The sequence below is a fragment of the Tepidibacter aestuarii genome (assembly GCF_934924865.1).
GTDB lineage: Bacteria > Bacillota > Clostridia > Peptostreptococcales > Peptostreptococcaceae > Tepidibacter_A > Tepidibacter_A aestuarii.
The window spans coordinates 1,490,665-1,507,871 of record NZ_OW235315.1; the positions used below are offsets into that span (position 1 = coordinate 1,490,665).

The following is a 17,207-nucleotide window of genomic DNA, read 5'->3' on the forward strand; positions in this document are numbered from 1 at the left end:
ATGGATGTAAACAAAGAAAACTATGATGAAGAGTGGGTTTGTCAAAAGTGCAATTGTCCTGTTGAGGAAGGTAGTGTTAAAGCAATTTATCTATCTGGTAATTTTGAAGTTGAATTATTAAAATGTCCCATCTGTAAAAATGTATTAGTTACTGAAGATTTAGCAATTGGCAAAATGCTTGAGGTTGAAAAAGGACTAGAGGATAAATGAAAAAGAATAATGTGTATGAAAGTGATGATATAAGATGTGTTACAGGAAATACTCTAAGACCTGGAGGTTTTTTATTAACTAATAGAGCAGTATTATTATGTGATATTTCAAAAGGTCAAAAGGTATTAGATGTTGGATGCGGAATGGGAGCTACGGTAGATTTTCTTAAAAGTGAGTTCAAAATAGATGCCTATGGAATAGACCCATCTCAGAAGCTTATTGACCGCGGAAGAGAAGTTAAGAATTTACCTATTATAAAAGGAATTGGAGAAAGTATACCATATAATAATAAATCTTTTGATGTTGTATTTACTGAATGCACTCTTTCTCTTATGCAAAAATATGAAGATACGCTACAAGAAATATACAGAGTTTTAAAGCCCGGGGGATTTGTAATTATTTCTGATGTATTTGCAAAAGAACCTGATTATATTGATGAATTAAAAAATAGTAATGTTCAAACCTGTCTAAGAGGGCTACTTGATATTGGAAAGCTTTTAATAGAAATTGAAAAGAGAGGATTTGAAGTAATAACTTTAGAAGATTGGACATCACTTTTAAAGCAACTAATGGTAGATATAATATTTAAATATGATTCTATGGATAAATTTTGGAACGTTACTACATGTGAAAACTGTTCAGATTTTAAAACTAAATTATCTTTGTGCAAACCAGGATATTTTTTTATGATTGCAAAAAAGGGGGATTAAAAAAATGGAAGATGCATTTGATATGTTCAAACTAGCTTCTCAAGGATTTTGCTGTAGCCAGATACTTATTATGATGGAGCTTAAAAAAAGAGGATGTGAAAATAAGGAACTTGTAAAATCTATGACAGGATTTTGCGGTGGAATAGGTGGAAGTGGAAAAACTTGTGGAGTAATATCGGGAGGAGCTTGTGTTTTTGGTTTTTATGCAGGCAAGGCAGATTCAACTGATGTAAAAGATGAAAATTTAAGTAAGATGATTATTGAATATATAGAGTGGTTTGAAAATGAATATGGAAGCTGTGATTGTAAAGATATAATACAAACGGATAATCTTGAAGAGATAACATATAACAATAAGTATCCTGTAAAATGCGGGAATTTAATGACACAGTCCTATAAAAAAGTAAAGAGTATACTTAGAGAATACGGATATATAGGAGATTAAAAATGGGAGAGATTATAGGGGTTACTAAAAGTGTATGTCCTATATGTTTTAAAACATTAAAGGCATACAAAATAAAGAAAAACAAGGATATATATATTAACAAAAAATGTAAAGAACATGGGAAATTTGAAACTATAATTTGGAGAGAATCACCAAGCTATAATTCTTGGAAAAGGCCTAAGAGTGCTGCATATCCCGAAAGTCCTTTTACCGAAACATCTAATGGATGCCCACATGACTGTGGACTTTGTGGTAATCATAGACAACATACTTGTACTGCACTTATTGAGGTTACACAAAAGTGTAATTTAAATTGTAAATTCTGTTTTGCCAACTCAGGAAAGAATAGTGAGCCAGATATAGAAACTATAAAATATTACTATCAAAGGGTTATGAAGGCATCAGGAAATTGTAATATACAATTATCAGGTGGAGAGCCAACCTTAAGGGATGATCTTGACGAAATTATAAAGTTAGGACATGATATGGGCTTTAGCTTTATACAGCTTAATACTAATGGATTAAAGCTTAAGGATTTAGAATATGTAAAAAAACTTAAAGAAGCAGGTTTAAATTCTGTATTTTTACAATTTGATGGTATGGACGATAAGATTTATTCAACATTAAGAGGAAAAAAACTTTTAAGCTATAAAATGGCTGCAGTTGAAAATCTTAAAAAGATGGGTATAGGAGTTATACTTGTATGTACTGTAGTTCCAGTTGTTAATGATTACAATCTTTATGAAATTGTTAAATATGGAATAGAAAATATTCCAGCTGTAAGAGGAGTTCACTTTCAGCCTGTAAGTTATTTTGGAAGAATTCCAAATACACCAAAGGATAAAGACAGAATTACTCTACCAGAGGTTATGAACAAATTATGCAAACAAAGTGATGGGTTAATAAATATTAAAGATTTCAATCCTCCGGGATGTGAAAATGCATTTTGTTCTTTTCATTCAAACTACATTGAAGTAGATAATAAATTAATACCTGTAAGTGGAAGCGGATGTGGATGCAAAGAAGAAAAAGGAGAAGAAGGATCAAGAAAGGCTAAGGATTTTGTTAAAAGAAACTGGACTATAAATAAAACTAAATCAAACAACAAGGGAAAATATAAATCATTTGATGAACTAGCTAGAAAAATCAAAGAAAATTTCTTTTCAATATCAGCAATGGCTTTTCAAGATGCATGGAACCTTGATATTCAAAGACTTAGGGATTGTTGTATACATGTGGTGTCAAAAGAGGGAAATCTAATACCGTTTTGTGCATACAATTTAACAAATAAAGATGGTAAGAGTCTTTATAGGGGGGATTAATAAATGAAGGAATTATATAATGAGGGATATGAATTATTGAACAAGGGGGAAAGCTTTGCACTCGCAACTCTTTATAATAGTAAAGGATCTGCTCCAAGAACTGCTGGTGCTAGAATGATAGTAAAAAATGATAATTCAATAATTGGTACTGTCGGAGGTGGATACTTAGAAGCACTTGTTATAAAAGATGGAGGAGAAGTTTTAAAAACAAGAAAAGCTATTCAAAAGGACTATAAGCTAAGCGGTGAAGATAAAGATGGAATTGATATGGTTTGTGGTGGAGATGTTAGCGTTTTAGTTGAATATATAGATGCTAACAATTCTATTAATCTAGATATATACAAAGAAATTATTAATTATGTTGATAAAGGAGAAAAAGGCTTTTTAGTAAAAAGATTCAACGATAAATCAAATAACATTTATAGATATTTGGTTGGTGAGGATAACATTATATCAGAGCATAACAATAAGGAAGAATTGAAAGAGTTAATAAAAAATAATAAGACAAGAGATATTAAGGTTTTAAAAGAAGAAGACGGCACAGGAATAATAGAGCCAATATGTAATTCTGGAATAGTTTATATATTTGGAGCAGGACATGTTTCTCAAAAGCTTGCAGATATAACATCAAAAATTGACTTTAAGACAGTCGTTATTGATGATCGTATAGAGTTTGCTAATAAAGAAAGATTTCCAATGGCAGATGAAATAAAAGTAATAAATGATTTTGATACATGCTTTGATGATTTAGATATTAATAAGGATAGTTATATAGTAATAGTTACAAGAGGACATTTACATGATCTTACCATTTTAAGACAATCATTAAGAACAGATGCTACTTACATTGGAATGATAGGAAGCAAGAGAAAAAGAAAAAATACATATAAAGCTTTAGAATTAGATGGATTTTCTAGAGATGATTTTAATAGGGTATATAATCCAATAGGACTTTCAATAAATGCAGAAACTCCTGAAGAAATTGCTGTAAGCATCGCAGCAGAACTTATAAAAGTTAGAGGAGACTTGATGAAATGAAAAAATATGCAGCCATAATATTATCAGCGGGATATTCTTCACGTATGGGAGAATTTAAGCCTGTTATGGACCTGCACGGACAAACTGCGATAAATAGAGTGATAAATACTTTTAAAAAATCTGATATTGACAATATATATGTTGTATCAGGTCATAAACATGATTTGATACAACATATGGTTGATGCTAAGGTAGTACATAATAAAAACTTTGATAAGGGGATGCTAGAATCAGTAAAAACAGGGGTAGCGCAATTATCAGATGATATAGACGCTTTTTTTGTACTTCCGGTAGATATTCCTTGTATAAAGGAATGTACATTAAAAACTATTATTAATGAATATGAACAAGGAAACTATATTGTTATTCACCCTACCTTTTCTAAGATAAAAGGACACCCCCCTCTTATTTCAACTTCTATTTCTAAAAAAATACTAGACTACAATGGATCAGGAGGGTTAAAAAATATATTATCTTTTTACAAAGAGAACAGTAAAACTGTTCAGGTTGCAGATAGAGGTATTCTGCTTGATATGGATAATAAAGAAGATTATAAAGCTATATTAGACTATATCTCATACTTTCCATATCCTGATGAGCTTGAATGTAAAGAAATTATGAGAATTTGTAATGTCGATGAAAGAACTAAGCTTCATATGGAATGTGTAGCTCAACTTGCGAGGATAATAGGTTTAAAACTTAATGAAAATGGGTGCAATATAAATATAAATCTTACATATACAGGTGCTCTATTACATGATATTAAAAAAGGTGAAAAAGAACATGCTAAACAAGGAGCTATTACTATAGGTAAATTAGGTTATCCTTGCCTTTATGAAGTAATAGAGTCTCATATGGATATATCTAATATAACAAAAATAGGAGAGAGAGAAATTATACATATTTGTGACAAATTAATAAAAGAAACTCAATTGGTTGATATAGACGAAAGACATAGTTATTCAATTGATAAATATAAAGACTGTAAAGATGCTGTTGATAGTATAAACAGAAGGTTTGACACTGCAAAAAAAATAAAAAATATGATTGAGGAGATTATAGGATGCCAAATAGAAAAGCTTCAAACCAAAGGCTAATATACTTTATAAGACATGGTCAAACAAAGTTTACTGGAGAAAAAAGATATGTAGGTCATACTGATTGTTCACTTTCAGATGAAGGAATTGAAACAATGAAAAGACTTAAAAATATTTTTTCAGATATTCCTATTAATCATGTGTTTTGTAGTGATTTATTAAGAGCAAAGCAGAGTGCAAATATATTGTTTGAAAATACAAAAATACATTATATGAGAGAGCTTAGAGAAATTAATATGGGTACTTGGGATGGATTAACATTTAAAAATGTAAAAACTATATATCCTGAAATGTTTGAAAAAAGAATAGATAATATAGCTGATTTTATTGTTCCTGATGGTGAATCTTTTAAAGAGTGTCAAACAAGAGCATTATCGACTGTAAAAGATATAATATCTAAAACAACTGGGAATGTTGCTATAGTAGGCCATGCTGGATTTTTTAGAACCTTAATTACATATGTTTTAGATATAGATATAAAGTATATCTTTAATATAAAGCAGGATTACGGATGTATCAATGTATTAAGTGTTGATGAGAAATTTAAATTAAAAGGAGTAAACCTAAAGAAAATTGTGGAGCGTAGACAATGAAAAATACTGTATATGAAAAATGGATAGAAAAATGTATTTTGGGTGAAGACGCTGATAAAAATATGACATTAGAGGATTTGAGAAAATATCAGCTTGATAGGGTAAGAAGGGCCATGGATTATGCAAAGAAAAATAGTTTGTTTTATAAGAATCTGCTAAAGAATATAAATCTAAATGAAATAAATAATTTTAATGATTTTTCAAAAATTCCATTTACTTTACCTGAAGATCTAAGGATTAGGTCACAAGATTTTTTATGCGTACCTCAACATATGATTTCTAGAATAGTTACTTTAAAAACCTCAGGTACTACAGGTAAGCAAAAACGAGTTTTTTTTACTGAAAATGATTTAGAAAAAACTATAGATTTTTTCTATAATGGAATGCAGTATCTTGTTTCAAAAGGTGATTGTGTCTTGATTTTAATGCCTGGACAAAGTTATGGTAGTATAGGTGATTTACTTAAAAAGGCACTTGAAAGATTAGGCTGTAAGGGAATAGTCTTAGGGCCTGTGAATGATTCATTTAAGGTACTAGAATTAATGAAAAATAAAAAAATTGACTGTATTGTAGGAATTCCAATACAAGTTTTAAACCTTGCTAAAGTTAAGATGGATAATAAAGAGTACGATAAGATAAGCTTAAAGAGTATACTACTAAGTGCAGATCATGTTCCAAATAATATTAAAGAAGCTACAAGTAAAGCTTTTAACTGTAAAGTATTTACTCATTATGGAATGACTGAGATGGGATTTGGCGGAGGTGTTGAATGTGAACATCTTTGTGGCTATCACATGAGAGAAGCTGATTTTTATTTTGAAATTATAGATCCCGTATCTGGTAAAGTTATGCCATTAGGAGAAGATGGAGAGGTTGTATTTACAACTCTTACACGAGAAGGTATGCCACTTATAAGGTATAGAACTGGAGATTATGCAAGGTTTATAAATGGACCTTGTAAATGTAGTGATGTTCTTCCAAGAATGGGTTATGTAACGGGAAGAATAGAGGATAAAATAAATATTAGTGACTTAGCTATAAGTATAGAACAATTAGATGAAGCTATGTTCACTATAGAAGGGCTTCTTGATTACAAGGCTTTTATAACAGAAAAGGATACATTAGAAATATATTCAAAATCATTAAATGAAAATAAGCTAGTAAATAAAAGAGATGTTGAAAAAGCTTTATACTCATCAAATATAGGTCGTATTTTTAAAGAAGGAAAACTGTCTTTAAGGTACTGTGGAGAGATTGAAGAAGTAGAAGTTAGTAATGGGATGGTAAAGCGTAAATTAATAGATGAAAGGAGATAGACTCACTGAGGTTCTATCTCCTTTTTTGGTGTTTCATAGAAAAGATAAAAGAGGTTAAGGATAGTCCTAGAGTGAAAGAACTAATTGAACCCATTTCTGAGCTTATTTGGCATCTTAAAATAATAAAAACTTAGTATTATGATATAATAAAATATTGAATATTTATATATATCAAAAAGTAAACTTAGAAAGTTTAATGAAATAGAGGTGAAATATGCTACATTTAACATTAAATGATATTTATAATATTTCTTCAAATGAGTCTACAGTAAATAAAGGGAAAAAATATTATAATGAAGGCAAAGTTAATACAATAAATTTTAACAAAAAAGCTTATGGATTTAACGCTATCGTTGTAGGTAAATATAAATATGATGTTGAAATTAAATTTAATAAAAATGGATATCTTGATTATGCTACTTGTGAATGTATGGCATATTACCAATATGATGGTTATTGTAAACACATAGTAGCTACATTATTAAAAATTTATGAAATGAATAATAAAAATCAATTTATAGACCTAAAAGAAGAATATATAACACAGGATGTATTAGATTTTTTTACTTATAAAGAGGTTTACAACAAGGTTTTAGTAAATCTTGAAGTAGATTATGAATTTATACATGGAAAGCATGGATTTTTAAATGATACTTATTTGAGTTTAAAAGTAGGAGATAAAAGATTATATGTGGTCAAAAATATAAAACAATTTATAGAATCTATTATAAATGAAGAAACACTGAATTTTGGTAAAAATTTTACTTTTGATCCTAATATACACTATTTTAAAGAGGAGGATAATCTTATTATAGATTTATTAAGGGAAATTTATGATACAGAAAAAGCATTAGATGAAATATCATTTTCTTTTAATAATACAAGCCTTTTTAAAGGAAAAAAAGTATATCTTCCTCAAAGTATAATTAAAAATTTTTTTGAAATAGTTAATCAAATACCATTTAATGCTAATATTAATGATGTAAAATATAATAATATGAAAATAGTTAACCAAGACTTAGATATAAACTTTTTATTAACGAAAGAAAAGAGTGATTTAAAATTAGAAATAAACACAGGAAATAATATAATACCTCTTGTAAAGGATAGAGAATATATTTTTTTTAATGATAAAATTCATAAAATATCAGAATATCAAAGGAAAAATATAAAGCCATTTTATGATATGTTAGGTACTAAAAATAAAAATGTTATTAAGATTCCTAAAAAATATAATGAAAGATTTATTTCACATGTTTATCCAACAATTAAAAATATAGGAAATGTTGAAGTTAATGAGAGGGTAGAGGATAGTATATACAATCCTGGGTTAAAATCAAATATATATTTAAATAAAATAGAAGAAGGCATTAGTGCCAATATAAAGTTTGTATATGGAGATATTACAATAGATCCTTTTAAAATTGAAAATGAAGATAATCGAAAAGATGATAGGATAATTTTAAGGGATATAGAAAAAGAAACTGAAATACTTTCTCATTTTGAAGATTTAGAATTCAAAGTAAGCAATAAATATATATATTTAGATGATGATGATAAGATATTTGATTTTATATATAATAAGATTTATTTAATAAAAGATATTGCTCAAATATATTATTCGGAAAGTTTTAAAACTATAAAAATAAATGAAGCTTCTTCATTTTCAGGAGGCGTGAAGTTAAAAACTGAAAATAATTTATTGGAATTTAAATTTAAAATAGAAGGAATAACTAAGTCAGAATTAAATAATATATTTAATTTGATTAAGGAAAAGAAAAAATATTATAAATTGAAAAATGATTCATTTTTACCTCTTAATACTGATGAATTAAATAATTTAGGAAGATTAGTTGAATATTTAGATTTAAAGGATTTAGGAAAAGAAGATATAAACATTCCTAAATTCAAAGCATTATATATTGATGAATATTTAAAAGAATCTAATATGAAATCTATAAAAAGAAATCTTCAATTTAAAGAATTAGTTCAAAATATAAGAGAGCCTGAGGACATTGAATATAATATTCCAGAAAATATGAATAATATTTTAAGGGAATATCAAAAATTTGGTTTTAAATGGTTAAAAACTTTATATAGATATGGATTTGGAGGAATTTTAGCTGATGATATGGGACTTGGAAAAACAATTCAAGTTTTAACATTTTTACTTTCTGAAAAGCTTGAAAATGGAAGTAGTCCTTCACTAATAATTGCTCCAACTTCACTTGCATATAATTGGTTATCTGAAATTGGAAAATTTACTCCGAATTTAAAAACTGTTATTATATCAGGAAGTAAAGAAGAAAGAAAAAAATTAATAAATGATATAGAGGAATATGATGTTGTGATTACCTCCTATCCCCTTGTTAGAAGAGATATAGATTTATATAAGGATTTATTTTTTAGATTTTGTATATTAGATGAAGCACAGTATATAAAAAATCCTTCATCCCAAAATGCAAAAAGTGTTAAAGAAATACAAGCTCAAAGTTATTTTGCTCTTACAGGAACACCGATTGAAAATTCTTTGACTGAGCTTTGGTCAATTTTTGATTTTATAATGCCAGGATTACTATTATCGCATACTAAATTTACTAAAATATTTGAAAGACCAATAGTTAAGGAGCAGGATAAAAAAGCTTTAAAAGAATTAAGAAGATATATAAAACCATTTATATTAAGAAGGTTGAAGAAGGAGGTTTTAAATGAACTTCCAGATAAAATTGAAAGTAAAATCATTTCTCAGCTTACAGATGATCAAAAGAAAATCTACTTAGCATATTTAAATAAAATAAAAGGAGAAATTGAAGAGGAAATAAATACAAAAGGTATTGGAAAAAGTCATATTAAGATACTTTCAGGACTAACAAGACTAAGACAAATTTGTGCACATCCGTCAATGTTTATTGAAAATTATGAAGGGGATAGTGGGAAACTTTTATTATTAGAAGAGCTTGTAAAAGAAAATATATGTAGTGGACATAGAATTTTAATATTTTCGCAATTTACATCTATGTTAAATATAATAAAGAATATGTTAGATGAAAATAGTATTGAGTATAAATATCTTGATGGTTCAACTAATATGAAAGAAAGAGGAAGTTTAGTTAATGGATTTAATGAAGGGGAAGGAAAAGTATTTCTTATTTCATTAAAAGCTGGAGGAACCGGTCTTAATTTAACTGGAGCGGATACAGTTATTCATTTTGATCCTTGGTGGAATCCTGCCGTTGAAGATCAAGCATCTGATAGAGCTTATAGAATTGGTCAAAAGGACTCTGTTCATGTTATGAAGCTAATAACTAAAGATACAATTGAAGAAAAAATTTATGAACTTCAGGAAAAGAAAAAGAAATTAATTGATTCTATAATTAAGCCTGGAGAAACTATAATTTCAAAATTAACTGAAGAAGAAATAAAATATATTTTTGATTTAAATTAAACAATAAAACCTTCTAGAGTAAAAACTACTTCAGGAGGTTTTATTTTGCTCATCTACGAATTTTTTATATTTCTTAAGAAATTTGTAAGAATTATAATAGTAAAATCTTAGAAACTATATGTTATTATATTTTCATAAGATATCTTAGAAAAATATAGGGGGAAACAAATGTATAATATACTTGTTGTCGATGATGAGAGAGAAATAACAGATGCTATAGAAATTTACTTAACTAATCAAAATTATAAAGTATTTAAGGGCTATAATGGGAAGGAAGCTCTAGAAATATTTGATAAGGAGAATATACACTTAATAATTATGGATATTATGATGCCTGTACTTGATGGATCTTGTGCAACCATGAAGATAAGAGAAAAAAGCACAGTACCAATTATAATGTTATCTGCAAAATCAGAGGATATGGACAAGATACTCGGACTTAACATAGGAGCAGATGATTATGTAACAAAACCGTTTAATCCTCTTGAATTAATAGCTAGAGTTAATTCGAATATAAGAAGATATATGAGTTACTCTAGTGGGGTTAAGAAGAAAGATAATGTAATAACAATAGGAAGTATCGAATTAAATGACGATAGCAAAGAAGTATCTATAGATGGTGAAGCTATAAAGACAACACCACTTGAATACAAGATAATTCACTTACTTATGAGTAATCCTAATAAGGTATTCTCAATACAAGAAATATATGAAAAAGTATGGGAAGAACCTGCATACAATGCGGATACAGTGACTGTCCATATAAGAAGAATTAGAGAAAAAATAGAAATAGATACTAAGAATCCAAAATATTTGAAGGTGGTGTGGGGAATTGGATACAAATTTGAAAAACAATAAATTTAAACAATCAACACTTAGTACTATTATAGTTATATTAATATTGTCTATTATTTCAGTTGGAATATATACACCTATAAAAAATAAAATGATTGGTTCTAAAAATTATGTACAAGAATATATAAAAAGTGAAGATTTCATGTATACGTTAGAAAGATTAACTGATTATTTAATATCGAGCAAACTTGGAGAACAAACAGGATGGTATGGAAGATATGAATCTGTAGAAAATATTAAATATTATATAACTGATAATAATAAAACACTTAATATATCTAATATAGAGGATGAATCAGTACAAGATCAAATCGAAAATAGTCAGTTTTATATAAATATAGTAACTGACGAAAATGGAAATATAGTTACAAAATATTCTTCTAACAAAGCATTTAAATTATCTGGTTTTGTTTCTAAATATAATTTAGAAAATGAAAATAAAATCAATTACGCTAATTTAGATTTCAAGTATTTTATTCCTAAAAAGTTGAATTATAATAATGATTTACTAATAAGGAATATGAATGAATATAATGTGATTCCTTACATTAAATTGCTTATAACGATACTTTTAATAGGAATTTTATTGGTAATTATAAGAGCATCAATTGTTCCATACTCTAAACAAAGCCAAATTGGAATTTGTAGATTATTTAATAAATCTTATTTAGAAATAAAATTACTTATGTGGTTTATATTCTTTGGAATAAGCATGGGTATAATGGCAATTGGTTTTGATCATCAGAACTCAGTATTAGATATTATGAGTGATATTATATATGCAAAACCTGAGTTTTATATTATAGGTATACCATTGACTTTTATATTATACCTACTTGTGCATTTGAGTATAGTATATGTAAAGCATATATACAATGAAGGAATTAAACAAGGATTAATAAACAAGAGTATCTTTGGCAAAACAATTCTGAAATGGAGTTATAAAATAAAAGATACAGCTGCATGTATTAGTCAGATAGATACAAGTAAACCGTATCATATGAAAGCGATAATGCTGTTTGGTGCTAATTTAATAGTTCTTTGGATAATAGCTCTATTTGGAGGACTTGGGGTCATTATAGCTATTATCTATACAACATTTATGTTTAAGTACACAATGAAATTTCTAGACTCTATCAAGAAACTCAACGAGCAAAGTAGTGAACTAGCTAATGGAAACTTTAATATAAATATAGATGATGATATAGGAATATTATCTAGTATTGCTAAGAATTTAAACAATATAAAATCTGGATTTAAAGTGGCTGTAGATAAAGAAACTAAGAGTCAAAATATGAAGACAGAGCTTATAACTAATGTGTCTCATGATTTAAAAACTCCTTTAACTTCTATTATAAATTATGTAGATTTATTAAAGGATGAGAATATAACAGACGAGGAAACAAAGAAGTATATAGGTATACTAGATAGTAAGTCAAAGAGATTAAAGGTTTTAATAGAAGATTTATTTGAGGCTAGTAAGGCAAGCAGTGGGAATATAGAACTGAATATAGAAACGCTTGATATAATATCTTTATTTAGACAGACACTTGGGGAAATGGATGAAAAAATTAATACAAGTACATTAGATTTTAAAATAAATATGCCTGATTACAAGGTGTTTTGTGAACTAGATGGAAGAAGAACTTATAGAGTATTTGAAAATATTATAGGAAATATACTCAAATATTCAATGCAAAACTCAAGGGTATATATAGATATAATTGATAGTGATAATAATGTTGAATTAGTATTTAAAAATATATCATCTTATGAAATGAACTTTGATGTGTCTGAGATAACACAAAGATTCACAAGAGGAGATAAATCCAGAAATACCAAAGGATCAGGTCTTGGGCTTAATATAGCGAAGAGTTTGGTAGATATTCAAAACGGAGATATGGATATTGTTGTAGATGGGGATCTATTTAAGTTGACAATAAGCTTTACAAAATCTAAATATATTGAAGAAAATCAATAAATTAACTAATGAATTAAAGGAGGGATATTTTCCTCCTTTAATTCATTTTTAAGCTTTTTAATTATTGTCCTAAATAATAAAGCTTAGGTGTAGACTGGATAGGATAATGCTAATTTTCTGGTTTTATATTATAATATTTTTAATGGGATAGATTACCAAATGGATATTAGGGTATGAAGTATAATACGAAATATAAAAATAAAAAAAGGGGATATTTGGGATATGCTTGATTTTTTAAGGGAACATGGAGTAGAAGAAAAATTGATACAAGATGTTATTTACTTTAGAAATTATTATAAAGTTAACGAAAGTGTAAAAGATAGAATTCCTAAGCCAAAAAACTTATTTTATGGTAAAGAGATATGGTCTATGTGTATAGCAGCTATTCTAGAAGATGAAAATATACTTCTATGTGGTCCAAAAGCAACGGGCAAAAATCTTTTAGCTGATAATCTTTGCAATGTATTTAAAAGACCTCAATGGAACGTATCATTTCATGCTAATACAGATAGTTCAACTTTAATAGGTACAGATACATTTATAAATAATGAAGTACAAATTAGAAAAGGGGCTGTATATGAGTGCGCTATTAATGGAGGTTTTGGAATATTTGATGAAATAAATATGGCTAAAAATGATGCAATAGTAGTTCTACATTCGGCTCTTGATTATAGAAAAATTATAGATGTTCCAGGATATGAAAAAATACAGCTTCATGAAGCTACAAGGTTTATAGGGACAATGAATTATGAATATGCAGGAACTAAGGATCTTAATGAAGCACTGGTTTCAAGGTTTATGGTTATAGATATACCTCAAATAAAAGAAGACACACTTATGAATATATTAAAACTAGAATTTGAAGAAGCTGATAATGAAAAATTAAGTCAATTTGCAGGAGTATTTTTAGATTTACAAACTAAATCGCAGAATTCTGAAATATCTACTAAAGCTGTGGATTTAAGAGGTATAATATCGAGTCTTAAAACTATAAAAAGAGGATTAAAACCGATAATGGCAATAAAAATGGGTATTACAGGAAAAACATTTGATCAATATGAAAAGGAAATCGTTAACGATGTAATTAAAACTAGGATATTACAAAAGTGGGAATCAAAAGATATTTTTCCTTCTATTTAAAGGGGTATTATTATGTATAATGATTATGATTTTGAGAATAGATTAAAAAATATTATGTGGACTATATGTGGAAATTATGATCAAAATTTAGAAAGCTTTGAAGAATTCTCTAACAAATCTAAGAATATAGCTATTTATTATGCTGCTAAACTAGGTGCGAGAAGAAAATACATAGATTGGAATATGATAAAAGCTTATATAAACCATAAGTTAAAAAATGGTGTAGATAAAGATACTATAATTCCTCTTGTAGAAATTTGTTCTGATATTATGGTTGAAGAGAATTTACTCAATGAAAGACCGGGAATTTATGATATAAGAAAGGCTGGATTAGAAGAAATTTTTGAAAAATATTTTGAAGTAAATGCTAAAACTCTTATTGAAAAACTAAAATATACTTTAGTTTTAGAACAAATGGGAAAGTACGGAAATGTCGATATTAGAGTGAAAAAGATATTGCAAGGAATGAAAATCTGTGAGAATTCTAAGGACACATTAGAGCTTTTGAAAAATATAGAGATCCTATACAATAAGTACTTCGATGAAGATTTATCAGATATAGAATTTGTATATGAACAGGAAATAGAAGATGAGTATAGAAAAATAGATATTGAAAAGATAAATGAAAATTTTTCATCATTTATGTATGAGGAACTCTATGAAGACGAAGAAGTAGATATTTCAAATGAGGTAGATAAAATATCATCATCTCTTCTTATACAATCAATAGGAGATTTCAAAAATAGTAGTGAATTAAAATTAGAAGATAATACAGTAATATCTATTGATGATGACTCATTAAAAAAGATATATGAAAGAATAGAGTATTATTATGGAAAATCATTGATTTCTAAGGAAGAACTTAAGCATATACAAAACAAGATATGCAAAAATGTACATAGAGGGTGTAGAATCCATTTTACAGATGGGGTATTAAGATCAGATTGTAATAATTCATTTCAAATAAAATATGTAACTAAGCAAAAAGAAAAGAATATGTCCGTATTTAGGGAAAATATAAAAATATACAGAAGAAATATTTCAAGATTAAAAGACATATTAACTAAAACATTAATAGCTGAAAAGGAAATATCAAGAGTATATTCTGATAGCGGGTCATTAGCTGCAAATAAGCTTTGGAGGATTGGAAGAAGCAATAATACAAAGGTATTTACAAGGGTTGAAGATAATGAAAAAGGCGGATATGTTGTAGATATATTATTAGATGCCAGTGGATCTCAAAGCTCAAGACAAGGAAAAGTTGCAACTCAAGGATATATAATATCTGAGGCTTTAACTCGTTCAGGAATACCAAATAGGGTTATGAGTTTTTGTAGTTTCTTAGATAATACTATTATTAGAAGATATAGAGATTATGATTCTCAGATAAGTGAGAATAACAATATATTTGAATATTATGCATCAGGAAATAATAGAGATGGACTAGCAATTAAAGCTGTAAGTGAAGGGTTATTAAATAGAAATGAAGAAAACAAAATACTTATAATTTTAAGTGATGGAAGACCTAATGATATAAATATTAAGAAAAATAACAATATAAGAGCATCGTATAAAGGAAGAGCAGCTGTAATGGATGCAGCTTTTGAAGTTAGAAACTGTAGAAAAAATGGTATTTTAGTTCTTGGTGTATTTACAGGTAAAGAAGAAGACCTTAATGCTGAAAAACTTATATACGGAAAGGATTTTGTATATACAAGGAATATAGAAAGATTCTCCGATATAGTAGGATCTTATTTAAAGAAAATTATAAGGGATTAAGGGAAGTTCATTTTGGACTTCCCTTAATGTATATCATTATGATCTATAAGAAGCATTAATTTTTACATAATCAAAACTCAAATCACATCCCCAAGCAGTTGCACAATGTTCACCATCTTTTAAGTCTATAACGATATGGATATGCTCTTGACTTAATATACTTTTTGCTAATTCTTCATTAAAAGGAACTTCTTTACCATCTTTGAAAAGCTGTATAGTTCCTGATGTGTTTTGAAAAGATACATCTATTTTTTCTGGAGAAAATTCTGCATTAGAATAACCTAAAGAACATACGATTCTTCCCCAATTGGCATCTTCTCCGAAAAATGCTGATTTTACTAAACTAGAAGATATTACAGATTTAGCACATAACTTAGCATCTTTTAAAGTCTTAGCATTATTTAAAGAAACTTCTATAAGTTTTGTAGCACCTTCTCCATCTTTTGCTATCATTTTAGCAAGTTCTTTATTTAAAAAATCTAAAGCTGTTTTGAATTTTATAAAATTATCATCTTTTGAATTTATAGGTGTGTTATTAGCGGTTTTATTTGCCATGGCTATAACCATATCATTAGTACTAGTATCTCCATCCACCGAAATCATATTATATGAATCATCGACACTTTCTTTTAATGCACTTGATAGCATATCTTTAGATATATTTACATTACTTACAATAAAGCTTAACATAGTAGCCATATTAGGATGAATCATTCCAGAACCTTTAGCTATACCACTTATTAATATTTTTTCACCATCTATATTCAATTCTACAGTTAATGTTTTAGTGAAAGTATCAGTAGTCATTATAGCTTCAGCCGCTGAATCTCCTCCAGTACATGAAATTTGAGTACATGCATCTTTAATTCCAGGAGTAATAATATCCATAGGAAGTGGAAGTCCTATTATACCAGTAGAGGCTACTAATACTTCTTTTGAAGATAATCCTAAACAATCAGCAGTTGTTTTAGCCATTGAGTATGCATTATCTACTCCTTCATCACCAGTACAAGCATTAGCATTTCCGCTATTTATAACTATTGCTTGTGTATTATCAGATTTTATATGATCCTTACTTACAACAACTGGAGCTGCTGCGAATTTATTTTGAGTAAAAGTACCTGCAGCAACTGCTTCTTTTTCACTATATATAATACATAAATCTTTTCTTTTTCTTTTTACTCCAGAGTGTATACCTATAGCTTTAAAATAAGGAACATCTGTAATCGTTTTATTTTCTAATATTTTCAATTAAATCACCCTTTCTTTATTTTTT

At 27.8% G+C, this 17,207-nt stretch carries 14 protein-coding genes; 13 read left to right on the forward strand and 1 reads right to left on the reverse strand.

The genetic code is table 11. The features are described from left to right. From M2214_RS07380 to M2214_RS07440, 13 genes are all read left to right on the forward strand, one after another. Nucleotides 1-210: a DVU_1557 family redox protein gene (locus M2214_RS07380; RefSeq protein WP_248484262.1), complete on the forward strand. Its 210-nt coding sequence runs from the start codon at nucleotides 1-3 to the stop codon at nucleotides 208-210. Beyond that, the gene (gene trsM, locus M2214_RS07385) at nucleotides 207-920 is read left to right on the forward strand and encodes a DVU_1556 family methyltransferase (RefSeq protein ID WP_248484264.1); all 714 of its coding nucleotides are present in this window, start codon (nucleotides 207-209) and stop codon (nucleotides 918-920) included. Before M2214_RS07380 ends, trsM begins: the two co-directional genes overlap by 4 nt. Before the next feature lie 4 nt (nucleotides 921-924). Beyond that, the gene (locus tag M2214_RS07390) at nucleotides 925-1,365 is read left to right on the forward strand and encodes a DVU_1555 family C-GCAxxG-C-C protein (RefSeq protein ID WP_248484266.1); all 441 of its coding nucleotides are present in this window, start codon (nucleotides 925-927) and stop codon (nucleotides 1,363-1,365) included. A gap of 2 nt (nucleotides 1,366-1,367) precedes the next feature. Next, entirely contained in the window at nucleotides 1,368-2,687 is a 1,320-nt protein-coding gene (gene trsS, locus M2214_RS07395) for a radical SAM (seleno)protein TrsS (RefSeq protein WP_248484268.1), read from the forward strand. 3 nt (nucleotides 2,688-2,690) lie between these two features. After that, on the forward strand, nucleotides 2,691-3,725 hold the full coding sequence (locus M2214_RS07400; protein WP_248484270.1) for an XdhC family aldehyde oxidoreductase maturation factor: 1,035 nt from the start codon (nucleotides 2,691-2,693) through the stop codon (nucleotides 3,723-3,725). Beyond that, on the forward strand, nucleotides 3,722-4,822 hold the full coding sequence (locus M2214_RS07405) for a DVU_1551 family NTP transferase (RefSeq protein ID WP_248484272.1): 1,101 nt from the start codon (nucleotides 3,722-3,724) through the stop codon (nucleotides 4,820-4,822). Before M2214_RS07400 ends, M2214_RS07405 begins: the two co-directional genes overlap by 4 nt. Beyond that, nucleotides 4,789-5,415: a histidine phosphatase family protein gene (locus M2214_RS07410; protein WP_248484273.1), complete on the forward strand. Its 627-nt coding sequence runs from the start codon at nucleotides 4,789-4,791 to the stop codon at nucleotides 5,413-5,415. Before M2214_RS07405 ends, M2214_RS07410 begins: the two co-directional genes overlap by 34 nt. Continuing rightward, a complete protein-coding gene (locus M2214_RS07415) occupies nucleotides 5,412-6,731 on the forward strand; it encodes a DVU_1553 family AMP-dependent CoA ligase (RefSeq protein WP_248484274.1) in 1,320 nt (439 codons plus the stop codon). The genes M2214_RS07410 and M2214_RS07415 overlap by 4 nt, the downstream gene beginning before the upstream one ends. 214 nt (nucleotides 6,732-6,945) lie before the next feature. After that, nucleotides 6,946-10,176 carry a DEAD/DEAH box helicase gene (locus M2214_RS07420; RefSeq protein ID WP_248484275.1) on the forward strand — a complete coding sequence of 1,077 codons (3,231 nt, stop codon included), beginning with the start codon at nucleotides 6,946-6,948 and terminating at the stop codon, nucleotides 10,174-10,176. Nucleotides 10,177-10,344: 168 nt separating this feature from the next. Further along, on the forward strand, nucleotides 10,345-11,034 hold the full coding sequence (locus tag M2214_RS07425) for a response regulator transcription factor (RefSeq protein ID WP_248484276.1): 690 nt from the start codon (nucleotides 10,345-10,347) through the stop codon (nucleotides 11,032-11,034). Continuing rightward, nucleotides 11,009-13,012: a sensor histidine kinase gene (locus M2214_RS07430; protein WP_248484277.1), complete on the forward strand. Its 2,004-nt coding sequence runs from the start codon at nucleotides 11,009-11,011 to the stop codon at nucleotides 13,010-13,012. The genes M2214_RS07425 and M2214_RS07430 overlap by 26 nt, the downstream gene beginning before the upstream one ends. A gap of 222 nt (nucleotides 13,013-13,234) precedes the next feature. Further along, the gene (locus M2214_RS07435; RefSeq protein ID WP_248484278.1) at nucleotides 13,235-14,152 is read left to right on the forward strand and encodes an AAA family ATPase; all 918 of its coding nucleotides are present in this window, start codon (nucleotides 13,235-13,237) and stop codon (nucleotides 14,150-14,152) included. A 12-nt stretch (nucleotides 14,153-14,164) separates the two neighbouring features. Next, a complete protein-coding gene (locus M2214_RS07440) occupies nucleotides 14,165-15,931 on the forward strand; it encodes a vWA domain-containing protein (protein WP_248484279.1) in 1,767 nt (588 codons plus the stop codon). A gap of 36 nt (nucleotides 15,932-15,967) precedes the next feature. Here M2214_RS07440 and argJ read toward each other — a convergent pair whose 3' ends face one another. Beyond that, on the reverse strand, nucleotides 15,968-17,182 hold the full coding sequence (gene argJ / locus M2214_RS07445) for a bifunctional ornithine acetyltransferase/N-acetylglutamate synthase (RefSeq protein ID WP_248484280.1): 1,215 nt from the start codon (nucleotides 17,180-17,182) through the stop codon (nucleotides 15,968-15,970). Nucleotides 17,183-17,207: the final 25 nt, after the last annotated feature.

Excerpts from the sequence above, each read along its gene's own strand:
- M2214_RS07380 (WP_248484262.1), top strand. The coding sequence starts at position 1 with ATGGATGTAAACAAAGAAAACTATGATGAAGAGTGGGTTTGTCAAAAG.
- trsM (WP_248484264.1), top strand. The coding sequence starts at position 207 with ATGAAAAAGAATAATGTGTATGAAAGTGATGATATAAGATGTGTTACA.
- M2214_RS07390 (WP_248484266.1), top strand. The coding sequence starts at position 925 with ATGGAAGATGCATTTGATATGTTCAAACTAGCTTCTCAAGGATTTTGC.
- trsS (WP_248484268.1), top strand. The coding sequence starts at position 1,368 with ATGGGAGAGATTATAGGGGTTACTAAAAGTGTATGTCCTATATGTTTT.
- M2214_RS07400 (WP_248484270.1), top strand. The coding sequence starts at position 2,691 with ATGAAGGAATTATATAATGAGGGATATGAATTATTGAACAAGGGGGAA.
- M2214_RS07405 (WP_248484272.1), top strand. The coding sequence starts at position 3,722 with ATGAAAAAATATGCAGCCATAATATTATCAGCGGGATATTCTTCACGT.
- M2214_RS07410 (WP_248484273.1), top strand. The coding sequence starts at position 4,789 with ATGCCAAATAGAAAAGCTTCAAACCAAAGGCTAATATACTTTATAAGA.
- M2214_RS07415 (WP_248484274.1), top strand. The coding sequence starts at position 5,412 with ATGAAAAATACTGTATATGAAAAATGGATAGAAAAATGTATTTTGGGT.
- M2214_RS07420 (WP_248484275.1), top strand. The coding sequence starts at position 6,946 with ATGCTACATTTAACATTAAATGATATTTATAATATTTCTTCAAATGAG.
- M2214_RS07425 (WP_248484276.1), top strand. The coding sequence starts at position 10,345 with ATGTATAATATACTTGTTGTCGATGATGAGAGAGAAATAACAGATGCT.
- M2214_RS07435 (WP_248484278.1), top strand. The coding sequence starts at position 13,235 with ATGCTTGATTTTTTAAGGGAACATGGAGTAGAAGAAAAATTGATACAA.
- M2214_RS07440 (WP_248484279.1), top strand. The coding sequence starts at position 14,165 with ATGTATAATGATTATGATTTTGAGAATAGATTAAAAAATATTATGTGG.